Origin of the sequence: Streptomyces sp. S063 (assembly GCF_002832675.1) — a bacterium.
In the GTDB taxonomy this organism is placed as follows: Bacteria; Actinomycetota; Actinomycetes; order Streptomycetales; family Streptomycetaceae; genus Streptomyces; species Streptomyces sindenensis.
Window position 1 is genome coordinate 7,495,979 of record NZ_CP021707.1, and the last position, 19,028, is coordinate 7,515,006.

A 19,028-nucleotide genomic window follows, 5' to 3' on the forward strand; every position below is an offset into this window, starting at 1 on the left:
CCCGGGATAGGCTATGAATTTTCATCCATTAGCCTTTCTAGGCTATCATGCAAACGCTCGCTTTGTAGTCTGTTGGATGACCAAGCCTGGCTGGTATGCACTAGATGCTTGGCGTCTCCTCGACTGCTCAATCCGAGATCTACGACGGCACGAATACATTCGACCTGAGAGAGGCCTGCCTTCTTCAGCTTGATCAGGATTGCCTCACGGTCAGCGTTGTCGACAAGGTCCCCACGAACTGAGCTTAGTGCGCTCAGGTACCTATCCATGTGGATACTCTTCCCGTTGGTTGGTGAGTTTTCGCTAGCATCCTTTAGGGAGGTCGATATCCCATTTTCCCGACTTACCATTCTCGGGGCCTGAGCTCGTGCGAAGCCAGTTTACCTCAAGCTTCTCGAATCCTTGGGCTGTCGCCGCATCGGTGACCTTTCTTTTAAGGGCCAAGAAATCACTTGCGCCGACAGAGCCCCGGGGGAGATCTCCGTTTGCTCCATAGATGGATATATTATCCAGCACGATCTTATTTCCATCGATTTCGACGAAGGCTCCGACGTCTATGTCGCCTTTTGCTGTGCTCAGAACCGTATGAAAGTAGGCTCCGCCTCTAAGGTCATCGATTGATGCGATACCTGAGCTGTTGTGCACGAGTACTGGTGTACTGCCTGCGAGGACATAGTACGTGTGCAGGTCTTCGACGGTCAGGTTGCGGACCTCGGCAACCTGGGCCCAGTTCTTGGTGCCCACGACGCGTGCGTGTGATCCACCGCTGGTCAACAGTGATTGCCCCGCGCGAATCTCTGCGGCATCAACCCATCTATTTTGCTTTGGAATCCAGAAGGGGTGGTTAGCCGTGGTTGTGATCGTCGTGTCAGAAGTCGAGGTTTTGGTATGTTCTACGGTGATCTCGACGAGAGTCTTCTGGCCGTTGCCGAGGATTTCCCTGGTGATCTTCTTCGGTTTGGTCTCGCCAGTTTTTGGATCAGTGGCCAGGACCTCGTCCCCGACTTCTACTTCCGATATTTCCTTGTGTGTTCCGTCCGCCATGAGGACTTTGGTGTCCGGGAGGAAACTGTTGCAGTCGGGGGCTGACTTAGCCAGCTTCGCGGCCTTCGCGGCCTTCGCGAGCTTGGCGACCCAGCCTCCAATCGGAATGAATCCCACGGCAGTCCAGATGCAAGCCGTTCCGCTGCCTTTCGCGCAACGTTCCGCGTCGCGGACTCCCAGGATCTCAAGCATGTCACCCTTGCCTGGGCTGATCCACCCAAGTTCATGGGCCCTCGCACAGAAATCGCTACTGGGGTCGGCCATGCACTGGCCGTCGGCCCATTTGACGATCATCTCTGAATAGGAGACGTCGAGGTCGCCCATCGAGTAGTTCCGTGCGTAGAGCTCGGCCTTTGTTGGAAGCCGTACGCCTTCGATGACCGGCTGGTCGTCGACGGGCTTGGGCTTGTCAGTGCCTCCGTTGTCGCCTTCGGTGTTCCCTGATCCGCTGTCCTGGGGCAGCGAGGATTGGGTCTGGGTTTCTTTGTAGTCCCAGCCGTCCTGGGTTTTTGTCCAGTTGCCGGTGTCGGCTCCGCAGGAGCCGGTTCCGCCGCAGGCTCCGTCGGGGCGCAGCCCGGTCGGGTCGGAGAGGGTGGTGGGGTTGTTGTTGGCGTAGTTGTAGCCGTTCATCTGCTGGGGGTCGGCCAGGTCGAGGATCGGGTCGACGGAGATGAAGCGGCCGAGGTCGGGGTCGTATTCGCGGGCGCCGAGGTGGGTGAGGCCGGTGGTTTTGGTGTCGTCGGTGCCGCCGACGAAGCCTCTGGTGCCGGGCCAGGTGGTGGGTGTCTGGCCGCGGATTTCACCGAAGGGCAGGGTGCGGCGCTGGGTGATGGCGAGGGTGTTGGCTTGGATGGCGATTTCGCCGGTGCCGTGGTGGTCGGCGACGGTGAAGGAGAAGGTTCCGTCGTCGCTGCGTATGGCTGTCTGTCCGCCGCCGAGGTCGAAGTACCGGGTGGCTTCGGCCTTGTCGGCTCCCTTGCGGACGGTGACTTCGGTGTGGCCGAGGTAGAGGGTGACCTCGGTGGGGGTGCGGCCGATCAGCCGGTTGCCGCCTGCGTCGTAGAGGTAGCTGGTGGTTTTGCTGTTCTCGGTGACGGTGGCGAGGTGGCCTTCGGTATCCCAGGTGAGTTTCTGGCCTGGGCGGGTGGTGGTGTTGCCCGCGGGGTCGTAGGCGTAGGACTCGGTGTTGGTTCCGGAGGGGCCTGTGGTGGTGCGTGAGGTGAGGCTGTGGGCGTTCTTGGCGCCGGCCGCGGGGTAGGTGTAGACGCGGCTGATGTCTTTGGCGGTGTTGCCGGTGCTGTCGTGCTGGGTTTCGGTCTTGCGGTTGCCGGCTTTGTCGTAGGTGAAGGACTGCCAGTAGGGTTCCGGGCCTCCGAGTTTGTCGGCTGCTGGTGCCGCGGCACAGGTGGTGACGGGCTGGGTCCAGGCCTCGGTCAGCCGGGTGAGGTAGTCGTAGGTGAAGCACTGGTTGTCGGTGCCGGTGCGGGAGACGTCCGCGATTGACAGGATGTTGCCCGCTTCGTCGTACTGGTAGGTGGCGTGGCGGTCCACGCCTGCCTGTTCCTCCCGGTCGACACGCGTTGTAGCCAGTCGCTGGGTACCGGGCTCGTAGGAGTTGGTGATTCTGGTGAGCTTGCCGCCGTCGGTCAGAGCGACATCGTGCACGAGCGGCTTGCCGGTGTAGCTGTAGGAGGTGGTGCCGGAGATGCCCTGCCCGTAGACCTGGATCGGTCTGAGGGTCTGCTCTTCGTAGGCGTAGCCCACGGAGCCGCCCGGCAGGCTGCCGGCGGCGGAGTAGTTGGTTCCGTCGGGCAGGCCGGAGGGCAGGAACGTGGATCCGGTCTGGTAGGTCCCGGCGAGTTTGCCTTCATCCCCCTCTGCTGCGGGGATGACGACGGAGGTTCTGACCGCACGGTAGAGAGCGTCGTACTGTGTGACCTTGGTGGTGTACTGCTTGCTTCCCACGTAGCGCGTGGAGGCGGCGAGATGTCCCTTGGCGCGGCTGACGGTGTCGTACTCGTGCTTGATGCGCAGGGTGCCCGTCGCTGAACTCTCACGCACCTCAATCTGGCGTCCGAGACCGTCGTAGACGTAGGCGAGACCGGGGACGTCCGTGCGTGAGCCCTTGCTGAACACCAGCTGGCCGCGGTCGTTGTAGGTGCTTTCGGTGGGACCCTTGTCAGGGTCGGTCAGCTTCGTCTGGCGCCCGAGCTGGTCGTATTCGTAGGTCCAGCTGTTGTTGTCCGGGCCGGTGACCTTGCTGAGCTCTCCTCTGCGCGTGTGCTGGTAGAGCGTGCTGTCGTACGGGGCACTGGCGGAGCGGAGGTGGTGCTGGCGCAGTTCTGTGGTCTTGCCGCGGGCGTCGGTGAGGGTCGTGGTGGCGGTGGCGCCGACGGGCGGGATGACCGTGGTCCGGTCCCCTCCGTAGATGGTTCTCGTGGTGCTGAGAACCTTCCCGCCGTCGCCGTTTCCACGGACCTGCTGTGTTTCGACGGCACGGTTCAGGCCGTCGTAGGCGGTGTGGGTCTGTGTTTCGACGGACCATGCGTTGTCGGGCTTGAAGATCTTGGCCGACGGTTTCGTGGTCGTGTAGTAGGGGGCGAATGCCTTGGTGGGCAGCCCGCGCTCGTCGTAGAAGGTGTCGCTCAGGACGCTTCCGCCCTCAGGACCGGGAGCCTGAGTCTGGCGCTGGCGGAGGTATCCGTCATACAGCACCCACGAGGTGACCTGGCCGCCCTTGTTGTCCAGGGTCTTCGCGGCCACCGCGACCGGCTGGCCTTCGGCGACCGTGTACTCGAACTGTTCGGTCGGCGTCTGGCTGGTCGTCCGGTTCGCCTGCCAGACCTTGGCGGTGCGGCCCAGCGCGTCGTACGCGATCTGGGTGGAGTTGTTGTTGGCATCGGTCTGTTTGACGGTGCTGTTTCGCCGGGGGTCCACGGTGGTGGTGGACGTCAGGGACGATGTCGCGACACCGGCTGTGGCGGGCGGTGTGGTCACCTTGATCTGGGTGGGCAGACCGGTGGCCGGGGTGTAGGCGGTTGTTGTGGTGAGGCCGCCGCTGCGTGCCGTGCGTACGGGAGCCGAGGTGCCGGTGACCGTGACGTCGGCAGACAGGTCCACCATGCTGGTCTGGCGCCCGTAAGCGTCGTGGGTAGTGGTGCTTTCCAGGTAGGTGGCCTTGGTCCCGTCGTGGCTCTTCAGCTTGGCGCCGGCGGTGAGGTCCCCCTTGGTCGGCGCGGCCCCGTAGGCGGCACCGTCGTAGGCGGCCAGCGCGTCGGAGACGACGTCCTTGGCCCGATCGATCTGCGTGACGTCACATGCCTTGGCCACCGTCTCGACGCGGTAGGTGAGGCCGAGGATGTTCTTGCTCGTCACCGGGGGATAGGTCGTGCGGGTGCACTGGTCGTCGGTGGTTATCGCGTCGTCGCCGCGGTCCTCGACCTGCACGACCCGGCCGGCGATGGTGTCCTGCCTGGTGGATTTGGACATCGTGCGCCACTGGGCACCGGCTCCGTTGTCCAGGGAGACCCACTGCTTGGAGAGCGAGGCACCGGTGAAGTTGGCGGTGACCGTGCCCCAGTCGCGGACCTTCTTCGCCGTCTCGTGGTGCCACGGGCGCTGGACGGACTTCTCCAGGACCTTGCCGCCCGGCTTGTCGAACGTCACCGACTTGTAGGTGAAACCGGCGGCGGACTCGTGATCGGTGATCGGGTCGCCCTCACCGGCGCCCAGGGTGACGGCAACGTTCTTGGAACCGCCGCTCTTGTCCTTGCGGTCGCCGTCCATACCCCGCAGGAAGTAGGAGTCCTGCTGCGTCTTGAGAGGGACGTCGCCTCCGTCCCCGCCGGTCTGGACCCGGACCTGGCCGTAGCCGCGCCACTGGGACCAGGTCTTTTCCTTCTCCTTGGTCAAACCGTCATCGTCGTTGTAGTGCCAGGCGGCGTTGCCGAGGTACTGGTAGTGCGTGACCTCGTCGGGTGCGCCGCCGGTGCGGTCCTTGGTCGTGACCGACGTGGTCACGTACTTGTTGAACCAGTGCAGCTCCGCGGGCTCTGAGCTCGTGCCGCCGAGATACTGCGGGAAGCAGCGTGTGGTGTTGGTCTCCGGGGTGGGTAGCGCGGACCAGCTGCACGCGGCGGTTGAGTAGTTGGCTACGACGCTGGAGCCGTATTCGTCGTCGATGTGGTTGAGGCGGTCCTTGACGAACGGTGCGTAGCCGTCACCGTTCTTGTCCAGCCGGTTGGCGAGCTGGGTGTAGCTGAAAGTCGTTTTCGGCAGCTTGATGGTGGGAGTGGCGGATTCACCGGTGCGCTGGATGCTGTCCAGGAGGAGCTGGTAGTCGGTGTCGGCCATGCCCCACCGGTGTTCGAGCTTCCAGGAGTCGACCTTGTCATAGGTGCCGCTGCTGTTCAGAACCTGGGAGGTGATGCCGGTGAGCCGGTGGCGGGTCCAGAACGAGGGGGAGAGCCTGCCGTTGTCGCAGCTGGTTCCGGCCTTGCAGTTGAGGTCCCAGGGGGTGTCGTACCAGTAGAACGACTTCGCGTCGATGGTGTCCGGGGCACAGGTGACGCCCGTCTGCGGCAGGCAGCGCTCCGAGTTGTGGAAGACGACCTGCGAGAGAGGCTTGGTGGCGTAGAGGTCGTTGGACTTCTGCCCGTAGTCGATGCGCTTGAGGACGCCGCCACGGGTGTACGGGGTGTCGTCGTCGGCCTTGAGGTTCCGGCCGTAGGAGTTCTCTTCCTTGGTGTAGTGGTAACTGACCGTGTTGCCGTGGGTATCGACGGCGTAGTCGAGGTTCCACCGCCACGCCTGCTGGCACCAGGAGGTAGCGAAGGTCGTGCCGTGGCACTTCTCGCCGGAGTTGTTGCCGTATACCGGGTGCGTCCAGGTCGAGTCCGTGGTGGGCTTTCCGGCAGCCCAACCGGGCAGCCGGTTGTAGCCGAAGAAGTACTGGGTGCCGTTGGACGTGGTCAGGCGCCAGTACTCGTTGTCGTTGTCCCCGTTGGCCCGGTCGGCGGATGCCAGCCGGGCGATGCGAGTGCCGTCGTCCTTCTTGAGCTTGAACTCGTCCTTCCCGGCGGGGACGAGCTCACCACTGGCACCGTTGAAGGAGATGAACGCATTGTCGTAGGCCCAGCACATGTCACCGGGCTCGCTGCCGTCAGCGTTCTTGACCCCGTCGTCCACGCACGGCTTGTAGCGGCGCTCGATGAACCCGGGCCACAAGTCGAACCCGTCACCGACCCAGGAGCCCTGGTTGTTGGTCCCCCCGGTCCGCCCGTCGATGGCCCCGGAGGAGTAGGAGAGGCCGATCTGGGGCTTGAAGCCGCCTGGTACCTCGGGGACGGGGATGTCGTAGGACCAGCTGAAGTCGCCAGTGTTGAGGCTGGTGTCCCAGCTCGACGAAGGCGACAGCGTCGTTGCCTTGAAGTCGCCCTTGTCCCCAGTAGCGGCAGCCGTGGCAGCGAGCACCGTGGGTGCCCCGGTCCGCAAGGTCATCAAGTCCGCGGTGAGCGACTGACCTGCTGTGTCATTGGTTGCCTTCAGATCCGTGGCTCGGCGGCAGTCCGCCTCGTCCGGGGTCGTCAGCGCGCAGGCGGGCAGTTGCACCAAACGCATGCGTGAGGCATACGAGCCACCGTAGGACTCCGCGAATGCCGAGTAGTCCACCGTCACGGCCGCAGGCACGCCGGACGGAGGCCTCGCAGCGCGATTTTCCAGGGCTGGTGCCTTCGGAGTCAGCGCGAACAGCGCGCCGTTCACACCTGCGCGCCGGGCGTGCTTGCTCCCGAGGACGCGCGATGTCACCTCTACCGGGCTGGAAGGCGCTGCCGGAGCTGTCTGAGCCTCCCCGTTCGCCTTCTTGGCCCTTTGCTCTTGCCGGACAGGAGCGATACCTACAGGTTGCCCTTTCGGCCGGACGAAGCGAGCAGCTCCCCCTGTTCCGGCCGCCGGGAGCGTAACTGAGATTTCGCTGGATGCGGGCGCAGCCGCGCGAGGATTCTCCTCCGGAACACGAGGCCCCTTGGCCGCCTTCCGCGGCAAAACCTTGCTGACCTTTGCCCCAGCGACGGGCTTCTCCGAGGCGGGCATGCCGGGGAGGTTCGACGAGGCAGCCATGGCGGCGACCGGCAGGGCTGCGGCTTGCAGCAGGCCGGCGATCAGCACCGTCGACAGGACCAGCGAGGTGCGGCGGAGGGTTCGTGCTCCTGGATGCGATGTGCGAGCGGATCTCATGGGTGGGTGTCCATTGCTCCTGGGTGTTCCGCCGGGCAAGGGGCCGAACACGAAACGTCGTGAGGAAGGCGAAGAAGAGGAGAGACTCCTGGGGTGAGTCCGGCCAGTGGGCCGGACTCACCCCAGGGCGTGCCGGTCAGCTGCCGGCGGGTACTTCCGTGGGTGTGTCGAACCAGGCCCGGTAGAGCTCACCGATCTGGCTGTCATTCAGGGCGCCCTGGAAGGTCCAGACGTCGTCGATCGCCCCTGCGAAGTACTGCCCGGGGCTGTCTCCCTGGGCGCGTCCCACCTGCAGCGACTTGGAGGCTTTGAAGGTCAGTACGTCCGATGCCCAGGCCACAAGGTCCTGGCAGCCGCTCTCGTCCGCAGCTCCGTCACCATCGGCGTCTTGGCAGGCGACCTCCTGAAGGATGCCGTTGACATAGAGACTGGCTTCCTTGCTGAACCCGTCGTAGACCACGGCAAGGTGATTCCAGTCCCGGACATCCGAGAACTCGGTATTGGGCACCTGCTTAACCGCGGATCCCGCGGCGTCCTTGTCGGCGACTGTGAGCTCCCAGCGGCCCTTCCCCTCCGGGTCGGAAGGATCGGGGTGGAAGCGGACCTCGAGGGCGCTACGGGATGCGCCGCCGGCGCTGAGGACCGCCATGTCGTGGTCCGGCACAGCGGCCGCCTGAGCCCAGGCCGTCATCGTGAAACTGGTACTGGTGTCGACCGGCATGGTCGCCGTCGCGGCATAGGTGTCCGTGCCGTTGAGCTGGAGACTGCTGTTGTCCACCATGCCCATCCCCAGTTGCGGTGCCCCGTACAGGCTCAGACGGTTCCGTTCCTGGGAGGAGTCTGGGGTGGTCACCGGGGAGCCGGCAGTCGTCTCCTCGAAGTTCCAGCGGCTTTTGACCAGGGGGCGCTGGCGGAAGATCTGCTGGACTTCCTCCGCCGATACGGGCCGCTCGAAGAGACGGACGTCATCGATCGTCCCCGGGAAGAAGCTTCTGACGGCCGTGCCTGATGCCCCGGCGCCGATCAGCATCGACTGGCTCGCGTAGAACGCGTCGCCGAGGGTGACGGACTGGGCCTTCTGCCCGTTCACGTAGAGCGTCAGGGTTTTGGCGACGGTGTCGTGAACACCGGTGAGATGGGCCCATTCACCTGCCCGTGCGCTGGAGCCGTCCGGCTGCATGGTCCGGACCGGTGTGGCATCGGCGGTGTCGGCTGAGTACTGGTTGAACGCCCACCGGTCGTGTGTGGCCGAGTAGTACAACTCGAAGCCGGGAGCGTAGTTGCCGGTCTGCGAGGCGATGACCGCGGCCTTTGTGGGTTTCGTGGTGTTCAGCTTGGCCCAGGCGCTCACACTGAAGCTGCGTGAGGTGTTCACGTGCGGCCCGCTGGTCTGGCCGATCTTGGCGTAACCGGTGGTTCCGTTGAACTGGGCAGCCTTGCTGGCGATACCCGGGACACCGGTGGTGACACCGCCGTTGTACTTGGCCGGCAGGACGCCGCCGTGACCGCGGATCTCCTTCGAGCCGGGCTCCTCGTCGAGCTCGAAGACTGCCACGGCGGGGCGGCCCGGATCACCTACGGTCTGCTTGAGGTACAGCTTGTTGACCTCCGGCTGGGATATCACTTTGTCGAAGATCTGTAGTTCGTCGACCGTGCCGGGGAAGAACGCCTTCGTCACGCCGCTGTAGCTGCCGGCGCCGATATGCAGGCCCCGCCGGGCATTCCACGGGCTGGACACGGACGCTTCACCGGTGAGCTTGCCGTTGACGAACAGGCTGAGCTTCTTGGCGACGCCGTCATACGTTCCGACCAGGTGTGTCCAGGTGCCTGCCGTTACCCCGCCGGGCTGGGCCGCCATGGCCCGGATCGGTGTGGCATCGGCGGTGTCGGCCGAGTACTGGTTGAACACCCACCGGTTCAGGCTGGCGGAGTAGTACAGCTCGAAGCTGGGGCTGTGATTACCCGGCTGGGCGGCCACGATCGCTGCGCTGGAAGGCAGCCGGGACAGGTTCACCCACGAAGAGACAGTGAAGCCCCGTGTCGTGTCGATCACCGAGAGGTCGGAGGAGGCGTAGGCATCGACACCGTTCAGTTCGAGTGCGGTGCCCTTCGTTCCCGGTGCCCCGGTGACGGCTCCGCCCTGGAGGCCAAGTGTCCTGGGCGGGGTCCACCCGTCCGCCTGGGCGGCACCGGAAGGTTCGTCGAGTTGCCACGTTGCGCGTTCTGGCTGGCCGGCCTTTACCCGGAACTGGTACGTACGAATTTCCGAGCCATTGCCCGCAGCGTCGAAGGCCTGGGCGGTGACGAAGTTGAGCCCCGGCTTGGAGGGAAGGAGTTGCATGTCCTTGGCCGCACCCCCGGTCGTGGTGAGCTGCCGGGCCGAGGTCGGATCGTTGTTGATCCCGTACCAGTAGCGGGTCACGTCACTCGATGACGTGTCGAAGGTGAACGTGCCGTACTGGCCCACGCCGTCGAGCCACGGATCGTTCGGGTCCTCGGGGCGGGACGCGGGGTACTCACCGGAAACGATGCTCGGCGCCGCCGGGACGGTCTTGTCGTAGACGAAGTAGCACGCCGTAGCGTCTCCTGCGGAGGACCAGGGCGAGTACTGCCCGCCGAGCTCCGATCCGGGTACTCCGTCGAGGGAGCGGACATGCCAGCTAACCGTCTTGTTCTGCGGAATCGTGGAGGGGAGGCTCATGTTGAAGCTCGCCCCCGACCTGGCGAAGCCGGTCCGTTTCGACTTCCACCGCACGATCGATCCCTTGCCGTCCCCCGCGTCCCACGCAGCCTGGACCTCAACGGCGATGTTGTCGCCGTCCGGGTCCGTGACGTTGTTGATGTGGATCCTTCCGAGCGTGCGTGCTCGCGCGGCATTGTCAGGGCGTTTGCAGACCCCGCCGTACTCCATGACGAGCTGCGACATCTTCACCTGAGGCGGCGGCCTGTTGTAGATGACCCTCAGGTGCGCCTTGTCGGAGAACCTCTTCCAGGCGTAGCGGTCCGACTCGTTTGCGGCACGCAACCCGAACGTCATCGTCGACGACTTGCTGTTCGCAGCCTCCTGCACCGCCGACCTCACGTTGAACTCGGCATCCTTCGCCGAACAGCCGTCGTAGCCGTACGCGAATGACTCCGAGGCAATCTGCTTGATCCAGAACCCGGATGCGTTCTGCGAGTTCCAGGTCGTCGATGACGAGATGTCCTTGGTCCGCCACAACTCGACCTCCCTGGCCGAGCAGGACGCGGCCCAGGTGCTCCGCACGACGAACGTCGCTGACAGGATCGACTTGCCTGCGAAGAGCGATGTTGAAATCCGGTACATCAACCGCTTGGTGTCATGCGGTGCGCAGTAACTCCACCCGCAGTAGCCCATGCCGGCGGTGGACTCGCCATTGAACTTCCATTGCGGTGATGACGCCCAGTACTTCGAGGCCATCGTCCACGCGGTGGCCTTGGGTGCGTACCACTGAGGGTCGATGAAGACCGGGTAAGTAGTGTCCTTGCCCCGCAGCACTTCGGCGTCGGGAGTCAACACCAACTCCTTGCCATGCTCCGGAAGGGTCACCCCGACCGGGGCCAGCTTTCCCGACTCCGTCGGAGCCGGGTCGCCGACCTCCTCGCTGGCGAGCAGCGTCTTGGTTCCTGGCAACGATTGGGCTGAAGCTGCTGAGTTGGCTGGAGCACTGGAGGCGGGAGTGCTTGAGTCCCACATCACGGGCTGGGGTGCCTCGAACACCGTGCCCTGAGCACCGTTGTCGATCGCCTCAAGACCGCCCGAAGCGATCTCTTTTACCTGCATGCCATCGGCAGCCAGCTTCAAGCGCAGCTCGGAAAGTTTCTCGTTCGCCGCAGCCTCCGCGGAGTTGACCACCAGCAGCTGGGTAAAGCCATCCTCCTGTGCCTCCATGCGCAGGTCGACGTCCGGCAACACATCGCGATAGGTAGCCCGGGGCCCATCGAGTTCAGGCTCCGGCAACTCACTTGGCCAGGAAAGCGCAAGCTCCCTGCCTGCCTTGGCTATCCGGACCAAGGGCTCACTGCCGCCTCCGGAGAACGACAGGCCGACCGTTGCCGCTTTGGGCGTAACACTGCCGTCCGCTGAGCGGACCAGGTCAGTCTCGACGGGCTGCCACACGCCCTTCACACGGGTCCGGATCGGCCGCAGGTACTCCCGCGCTTCCAGATTGCCCTCAGGCGTCGCAAAGACATCAGTGCTTTCACCGCGCATCGATGTCACCTCAACCGGGCGACCGGTCTGTTTTGCGGACATCTGAGCAGCTTCCAGATCAGGTTTGCCATTACTGGCAACCTCGGCAGCGGCAGCCCCCTCCTCAGCCGGTCCAGCCATCGCCTGGGGAGCTGGCCCAGTCAACAAGGCCACTCCGACTCCGACTACTACCAGCGATGTTGCACCACGAGCACGCAGACGCCTCCACACAATCCCCACCCCACTCGAAGAAGAAGCAGATCCTCGAGGATGAGGAGCCCAGCGGGACTCTATGAAGATCCTGTGTGAATATCTAGAGGGTTCGTGAGTCCCTAAGCGGCGGAAACCCGACATGCGGTCTGTGAACCAGCTCACCTTGCAGCAAGCGCAGCCTGAGGTCGAACACTGTCAGGGAGCGGTCACCAACACGGCTGCCCAAGATCTCTGACCGTCGGGCAGCCGTCTTTGACCAGCGAAAGCTGGTGCACAGGCTTACTGAAGGACTCCTGCCTCGAAGCCGATGCCGGGAGCTGGCGTCGAAGGCAGGGCGCGTAGAGGGAACGGCACATGGCGCCGAGAAACCCCCGCTTTGTCATGGAAGCGGCAGGGCGTTGTCCGTCTCAAGGCAAGGCCTCCGCAGACCCGACCGCCCTGGAAGCCGACAGGCACCGTCGCCGTCAGGTCCGCGCGGGGCGGCGCTCGCGCAACGCTCTCGGGAGACCCTGTGTTTAGAGCCGGAACTGGAGGTCGAGGAGGTCGGTGAGTTCGACTTCCAGGCCGTGCGCGCGGCGGCCGTTGTCGCGGAAGTAGGTTTCTCCGAGGGCTTCGGCGGTGAGTTGGAGCAGCTGGTCCTCGTCCGCTCCGGCGGTCTGGGCGTCGAGGAGGCGGGCGGCGTGGTGGGGTGGGAGGGCGAGCGTGAGGTGGCGGATGCGGGACTGGTCGGTGGACCCGGCGGCGGCGGTGTAGCCGAAGCGGGCCTGGACGTCGATCATGATGCCGTCGGTGCTGGCTGCTTTCTGCCGGGCCCGGGCTCTGACCTGCGGCTGCCACCGCGTGCGGACCTCCCTTTCCAGCCGGGTGGCCAGGTGCGGGCGGGGGTGCTTGATCCGGCCCTTCACATACCGTTCCACCGTGCGCCGGCTGATGCCGAGCAGGTCGGCGACGTGCTGGGTGCTGCCCCGGTGCCGGCGCACCAGGTAACGCATCTGGGCTCCGGCGGACTTGGGCACCGGGCGCGTGAACGCCTGCTGTACGGCCCGGCCGAGCTCTTCCTCAACGGTGACCATCCGCCGCGCTCCCTATTCCCCGGTGTCCCGGGCGATGACCTCACCGGTCTTGATGTACCGGGCGAGGTTGGCGACCTTGCCCTCTGCGCCGAGCTGCTCCAGCACTCCGACACCCCACAGGACGTCCTGGGTGCCTTCGTGCTTGACCATGCCGGGGGAGACCCCGAGGCGGAAGCTGCCGGGCACGGTCTTGCCGTCCGCGTCGTAGGGCAGGACGTCCAGGGGGCTGGGGCCGTTCGCGGTGTAGACGGCGCAGTCGGAGAGGACCGCGACCGGGTAGCGGCCGGTGGCGGCGGCGAGGGCGATCATCTTGCGGTGCATGTTGATCCGGGCGCGGGAGATGACAGCGGCGCGGATGTCGGGGCGCCACGTCGGCCGGGCCAGCGCGGGCCACGCCTGCCCCGGCACCCACCCGCCGCCGCGGGCCTTCTCCTGCAGCTTGCCGATGCCGCCCTTGACGGTCATCTTCACCGCGTCCACCACGATCCCCAGCTCAGGATCCCGCCCCTTGTATCCGTCCATCGCCGCCAGGAAGCCGCCCGGGGAGAGTTTCTCCGCCACACCGAGGTCGGCCATGGTGGCGACGTAGGCGTCGCGCAGCCGCTTGTACCAGCCGTCCAGGAACCGCCCGCTCCGAGGCCGCACCCACGCCTCAACAGGGGTGACGTCGTAGCCGAGCTCGACGGCGTACGCCACGGTCGGCGTCGCGTACCAGGCCGGGCCCTCGGGCTGTTCGCCGGTCGGGGTGAACGGGCTGGGCAGCAGACCGCCTTCAAGGTCGCGCCACTGCTTTGCGACCTTCACCCGGCTGAGGTCGACGTGGGAGAGGTCCACCAGCCACGAGCCGGGCACCGCCGGGTCGAAGACCGGGCCGGTGACGTGCTCGGGCGGTGCGTCCAGGCCGACGACGGCGCCGTTGGCGGCCGCACCGAACGCCAGGTTCACGTCGATGCCGACCAGATGGGACTGCATGCACTCCGCGTCGGTCAGGTCCCGCGCCCAGTCGTAGGCCTCCTCGAACAACCGCTCCTCGGGCCCGCGAATGTGGAAGCGGGGCAGGTGGGCCAGGACGGGGTGCCCGTCGATCGCCTCGCACGGCGCGGGATCGAGGGCCTGGGTGCCCAGGGAGCCGGGCCGGTGCTCGGAGTGCCGCTTGCCGTCCTGGTCCGGCTCACTGGCGCGGGTGGGCGGGTTGAGCGCGGTCATCAGCTCCAGCCCGCTCACCGCCGTGGACCCGACCGGTGTCATCACCCGCTGCGCGTACACCCCCAGCACACGGGCCAGCTCCGCCGGCTCCAGCTTGGCGGCATGCCCCCAGGCGCGGTCGTCCAGAGCGTTCCAGGAGGGGATGCACAGCTGAACACACTGGCGCCGCCCACCGGTGACAGGGCGGTAGATCCTTGCCCACGGGCCCAGCCCGCGCCGGGTCAGCTTCCACCCCGCCCGCTCCAGCAGCTTGATGACCTGGTGGCCCTCCGGGAGCCGCCCGGCCGACCGCTCCGTATCCGACAGCGCAGCGGGCAGGCCGTAGCGCTCGCACGCCGCTGCGGTCAGGACCAGCAGTGGGTCGGCGTCCTTGCCCGACGCGTGCAGCTTCTCCGCCCCCACCCGCGCCTCAGCCAGCGCCCATTCCACCAGGGAAGGCAGGGACCCCGCAGGCACGTCCAGGAGCAGGCCGCCGGTGCCGAACCCGGTCACCTGCCGCTCGTCATCGGCGTCCAGCACGAGCAGCGGACCGTGGGCGTATACGCCAGACCCTGCGGGCGCGGGGGAGCTGGCGGCAGCGGCCCGGGGCGCGCCGGGGCGGCGTGAGCCGCGTGCCGGGCGCGGGGCGGCAGTCGGCGACGGCGGTGTGGCCGCAGGAGCCGGTACGGGAGAGGCCAGTACGGGGGCGGCCACCGCCACCACAGGCGCGGAAGGCGCTACCTCGACGACGGCGGGGGGTGCCGTGGCAGCCGGGGTGCCGCCCTCGGCGGCCGTGGGGGAGGGGTAGAGGCGGGCGAGCTGCTTCAGCAGGTGGGCGTAGGGCTCCCGCTGGGGCGGGCGGGGTTCGGTCCTGCCCGACTCCCACGCGCCCACGGTGGCCCGCCGCACGTCCAGGGTGGTGGCCACCTCTTCGAGGGTGAGCCCGTGGGCCTGCCGCAGGCGCTTGCGCTCGGCGGGCGGGGGCAGCGGCGACCGGGACGCGACGAGCGCGTCAATGGCATCGAACAGCTCGGACATGGTGAACCTCCGCCACCCACTATACCCGCGAAACGCACATACACAGTACAACTACCGTTCGAATGACGTACTTTGCGCGTACTAACCCTGGCGTGTAGGTTCTGGCCATGACGGGTGACTGGCGGTCGGACCGGATCGGCGCTGCGCTGAAGGGGGATAACCCGACCGTGCTGAGACGGTTGGCGGCGGGGTTTGCGGTGATCGGGGACGTCCAGTTCCTGCCTGGCTACTCGGTTCTCCTGGTGGACGAGCCGGATGTGCAGCGACTGTCTGACCTGCCGAGGCCGAAACGGCTGTCGTTCCTGTCCGACATGGACCACCTCGGCGAGGCGGTCGAGAGTGTCTGCCGACGGATGGATCCAGCGTTCCGACGGGTCAACCTGGAGATCCTGGGCAACACCGATCCCTTCCTGCACGCGCACGTCTGGCCGCGGTTCGAGTGGGAACCGTCCGACGTGGTGAGCAGGCCGGTGTGGCTTTATCCGCAGGAACGGTGGACCGCCGAGCAGTTCAAGCTCGGTCCGCAGCATGACGCGCTGCGCGATGAGATCAGCAACGAACTGGACCAACTGCGCTCGATGCCCTGAGCCTGAGCCTGGAGACACCATGACGGCGGCACGACACACAGCCCTGGCCCAGATGGATCGCCGCGTGTTCGCAGAGACTTGCCGTGACACCGCCCGCAGGCCGTCACCCGCTACCCGCGCCACCCCCAGGAGAGCTGTATGACCGTGGCTGCCGCCACCCCCGGCCTGCCGGAGAAGCGGGCGCTGTTCCCCGACCAGGTGGAAGCGGTGAACCGGCTGACGCGGCATCTGCGGCGCCCCGGGACACGAGGGCTATACGTCGCGGCGACCGGAACGGGCAAGACCCTGGTCTCGATCCGCGTGGCCGACGAACTCCAGGCGCGCCTGGTCCTGTTCGTCGTGCCCACCCTCGACCTGGCCGCCCAGACCGCACTGGCATGGCGGCGCGACGGCCACACCGAGCACATGGTCATCGTCTCCTCCATGGACGCCGCCGGCCGCGACACCCTGGTCGCCGCCCACATCATGTCCAGCAGCGACCCCGTCACCCTGGCCGCCCTCATGTCGGTCGTGGGGGAGAGGGAGGACCAGATCCCGGCCCTGACACTGATCTGCACCTACGACTCACTCGACAAAATCCAGGAAACCCGCAACACCGCATACGCGGTGCCGCCATTCGACCTGGCGATCATGGACGAGGCACACCGCATCGCCGGACGCCCGGACAAGAAGTGGGCCGCCGTCCACGACAATCAGCGCATCCGAGCCGACCGACGCCTCTACATGACCGCCACCCCCCGCATCTTCGCCGCCCCCGACCTAGGCAGTGTCCGGCGGATCATGTGACTGTCGGATTGCTGGCTCGTTGTTCCCGGCATGGGGCGGGGTGATCTGACGAATGCCGAGTGGGTCCGGCTGGAGCCGTACTTGCCGGCGTCGGGGCAGCGTGGCGGCCGGTGGAGCGATCACCGCAGGGTGATCAACGGGATCTTGTTCCGGGTGCGGACGGGCATACCCTGGCGGGATCTTCCGGAGCGTTTCGGCAGTTGGAAGACCGTCTATGAACGGCACCGACGTTGGTCGGCGGACGGTACGTGGGACCGGATCCTGCGTGCTGTCCAGGCGGACACTGACCTCGCGGGCCGGATCGACTGGAGCATGGTCAGCGTCGATTCGACGTCCTGCCGTGCCCATCAGCACGCGGCAGGGGCCCGAAAGAAGACGCCGCGTGTCCCGAAAAAAGGACAACGCCCCGGCACCACCGCCCCGATGAAGGACTCGGACGGTCCCGGGGCGGTCTGACCTGCAAGATCCATCTCGCCGGTGAGGGTGGGTGCCGACCGATGGCCTTCCTGGTCACGCCCGGCCAGTGGGGCGACGCTCCGCAGATGATCGAGGTCCTCGAACGCATCCGCGTTCCCCGTCCGCAGGGCGGTCGCCCCCGCACGCGGCCGGACCACCTGGGCGGCGACAAGGCATACAGCTCACGTCGGAACCGGCGCTACCTGCGTAGACGCCAGATCAAGCACACCATTCCCGAACCGAAGGACCAGCGGGGCAACCGCAAACGGCGCGGCAGCAAGGGCGGCCGGCCCACCGGCTTCGACAGCGAGATCTACAAACGCCGCAACGAGGTCGAGCGGACGATCAACCGGCTCAAGAACTCCCGGGCCGTCGCCACCCGCTACGACAAGAGGGCCTACGTCTTCCACGGCACAGTCACCACCGCGGCGATCCGCTTATGGCTCCGGCCATGATCCGCCGGACACCCCCTAGCCGAGTCCGCCGACACCACCCGCCCCCGCCGCCACACCCCCAACCTCCCGGGCCCGGCGGCCGACCTGTTCGCCAACTCCATGAACAACGAACAGGTCTACGGCAAAAAGATCTTCGAATATCCGCTGGCCCAGGCGATCGAGGACGGCCGGGCACCGGACTACCGCATCGTGGTGCCCACCCTCACCGACGACGACCTGCGCCGCCGCATCAACCTCCCCGCACCCGACCCCGACGGCGAGGGCGAGGGACCGGACCAGGCCCTGCGCACCACCGCCCTGCACCTGGCCGTGCTGCGCGCCATGGCCGACCACGGCCTGAAGAAGGTGCTCGTCTACTTCAACCTCACCTCCGACGCCCGCCTCTTCGCCCGCGAACTGCCCGACACCCTGCGCCAACTCGCCCGCACGGCCCCCCACCTCGTCCCCGCCACCTTGCCGGAGACGCTGTTCGTCCACGGCGAGGACACCCCCAACGGCGCGAGGAGACCTTCACCCGCTTCGCCCGCGCCCACACCGCGATCCTGACCAACGCACGCCTGGTCGCCGAAGGCGTCGACATCCCCAGCGTGGACGCCGTCGTCTTCGCCGACCCCACCCGCAGCGTCATCCGCTGCGTCCAGGCCCTGGGCCGCGCCCTGCGCCTGGACGTCTCCGGCAAGACCGCCAGCCTGATCGTCCCCGTCTGCCTCCCGCCCGACGCCAGCCCCGAAGACATCCTCGGCACCGCCTACGAACCGGTCTGGGCGATCGCCTCCGCCCTGGCCAGCCACGACCACCGCATCCTGGAACGCCTGCCCGACAAGGCCAACCGCCTGCCCAAGGAGACCAGCGACGTCATCGAACGCCGCTGGCACTTCGACTTCACCGTCCACCCCGAACGCATCGCCCAGGCCATGGACCTCGTCTCCTTCGACCCCCGCGACCCGACCACATCCCGCTCCCGCCGCCTCGGCCTCGCCGCCGCCCAGGCCTACCACGACCAGCACGGCCACCTCGACGTCCCCGCCGACTACACCGACCCCACCGGCCACACCCTGGGCACCTTCATCACCACCATGCGCGACGCCCGCAAAGCCGGCCGCCTGGAGGCGGACTGGATCGCCGAGCTCGATGCCCTGGACATGATCTGGGACAAGCACGACGCCGCCTGGCGCTCCCACCTCACCGCGGCCGCCGACCAGCACCGCACCCACGGCCACCTCGCCGCCCCCGCCACCACCCCGCTCGGCGCCTGGCTCGCCGAACAACGACATCTCGACGCCACCGGCCAGCTCGCCCCGCCCGCGCCGACGCCCTCACCGCCATCGACCCGCACTGGCGCCTGCCATACGGTCCGGACTGGCACCGCAAGTACCACCTCCTGCGCACCCACCTTCAAGCAGGCAACGACCCCACAGCCCTCACCGCAGACACCCGCATCGCCGGGGTCAACATCACCTCCTGGCTCACCCGCCAGCTCACCCGCTGGACCACCCTCAACCCCGGCCAGCGCGACCTGCTCACCGCCCTCGACCTCACCCCCGCCACCAGCCCCCTGACACCCGCACGCCGCACCCGCCGCACCTTCGCCCAGACCGTGCAACTCCTGGAACTCTTCCTCCACCGCCACGGCCGCGCCCCACCGCCCGCGAAACCCTCCGCGTCGACGGCGACACCATCCAGATCGGCCCCTGGTTCGCCAAGACCCGCACCAAACACCGCGAAGGCCAACTCCCCGCCAACC

Annotated in this window: 9 protein-coding genes; 5 read left to right on the forward strand and 4 right to left on the reverse strand. The window is 66.7% G+C overall.

Features of this window, described 5'->3' with window-relative positions; all coding sequences use genetic code 11:
- Positions 1-303 precede the first annotated feature (303 nt).
- The 4 genes from CCZ36_RS34085 to tap form a co-directional block, all read right to left on the reverse strand.
- Positions 304-7,281: a polymorphic toxin-type HINT domain-containing protein gene (locus tag CCZ36_RS34085; protein ID WP_443069833.1), complete on the reverse strand. Its 6,978-nt coding sequence runs from the start codon at positions 7,279-7,281 to the stop codon at positions 304-306.
- Between the two features lie 136 nt (positions 7,282-7,417).
- Positions 7,418-10,720, reverse strand: a complete 3,303-nt coding sequence (locus tag CCZ36_RS34090; RefSeq protein WP_443069834.1) for a LamG-like jellyroll fold domain-containing protein — start codon at positions 10,718-10,720, stop codon at positions 7,418-7,420.
- Positions 10,721-12,219: 1,499 nt separating this feature from the next.
- Positions 12,220-12,777: a telomere-protecting terminal protein Tpg gene (tpg, locus tag CCZ36_RS34095; RefSeq protein WP_128819322.1), complete on the reverse strand. Its 558-nt coding sequence runs from the start codon at positions 12,775-12,777 to the stop codon at positions 12,220-12,222.
- Between the two features lie 12 nt (positions 12,778-12,789).
- Positions 12,790-15,000 (reverse strand): telomere-associated protein Tap, encoded by a 2,211-nt coding sequence (gene tap / locus CCZ36_RS34100; RefSeq protein ID WP_128819323.1) that lies wholly within the window; start codon positions 14,998-15,000, stop codon positions 12,790-12,792.
- 107 nt (positions 15,001-15,107) lie between these two features.
- Here tap and CCZ36_RS34105 point away from each other — a divergent pair, with 107 nt between their 5' ends.
- The 5 genes from CCZ36_RS34105 to CCZ36_RS36220 all read left to right on the forward strand — a co-directional run bounded on the left by CCZ36_RS34105 (position 15,108) and on the right by CCZ36_RS36220 (position 18,843).
- Positions 15,108-15,587: a diadenosine tetraphosphate hydrolase gene (locus CCZ36_RS34105; RefSeq protein WP_128819324.1), complete on the forward strand. Its 480-nt coding sequence runs from the start codon at positions 15,108-15,110 to the stop codon at positions 15,585-15,587.
- Between the two features lie 138 nt (positions 15,588-15,725).
- Positions 15,726-16,373: a DEAD/DEAH box helicase family protein gene (locus CCZ36_RS34110; RefSeq protein WP_237302793.1), complete on the forward strand. Its 648-nt coding sequence runs from the start codon at positions 15,726-15,728 to the stop codon at positions 16,371-16,373.
- A gap of 30 nt (positions 16,374-16,403) precedes the next feature.
- Positions 16,404-17,284, forward strand: a protein-coding gene (locus CCZ36_RS34115; protein WP_128818106.1) for an IS5 family transposase whose coding sequence is annotated in 2 segments (ribosomal slippage) — positions 16,404-16,764 and positions 16,764-17,284 — 882 coding nt in all. Because the reading frame shifts where the segments join, the coding sequence is not laid out codon by codon here.
- A 99-nt stretch (positions 17,285-17,383) separates the two neighbouring features.
- A complete protein-coding gene (locus tag CCZ36_RS36215; protein WP_237302880.1) occupies positions 17,384-17,830 on the forward strand; it encodes a hypothetical protein in 447 nt (148 codons plus the stop codon).
- Entirely contained in the window at positions 17,827-18,843 is a 1,017-nt protein-coding gene (locus CCZ36_RS36220) for a helicase associated domain-containing protein (protein WP_237302872.1), read from the forward strand. The genes CCZ36_RS36215 and CCZ36_RS36220 overlap by 4 nt, the downstream gene beginning before the upstream one ends.
- Positions 18,844-19,028: the final 185 nt, after the last annotated feature.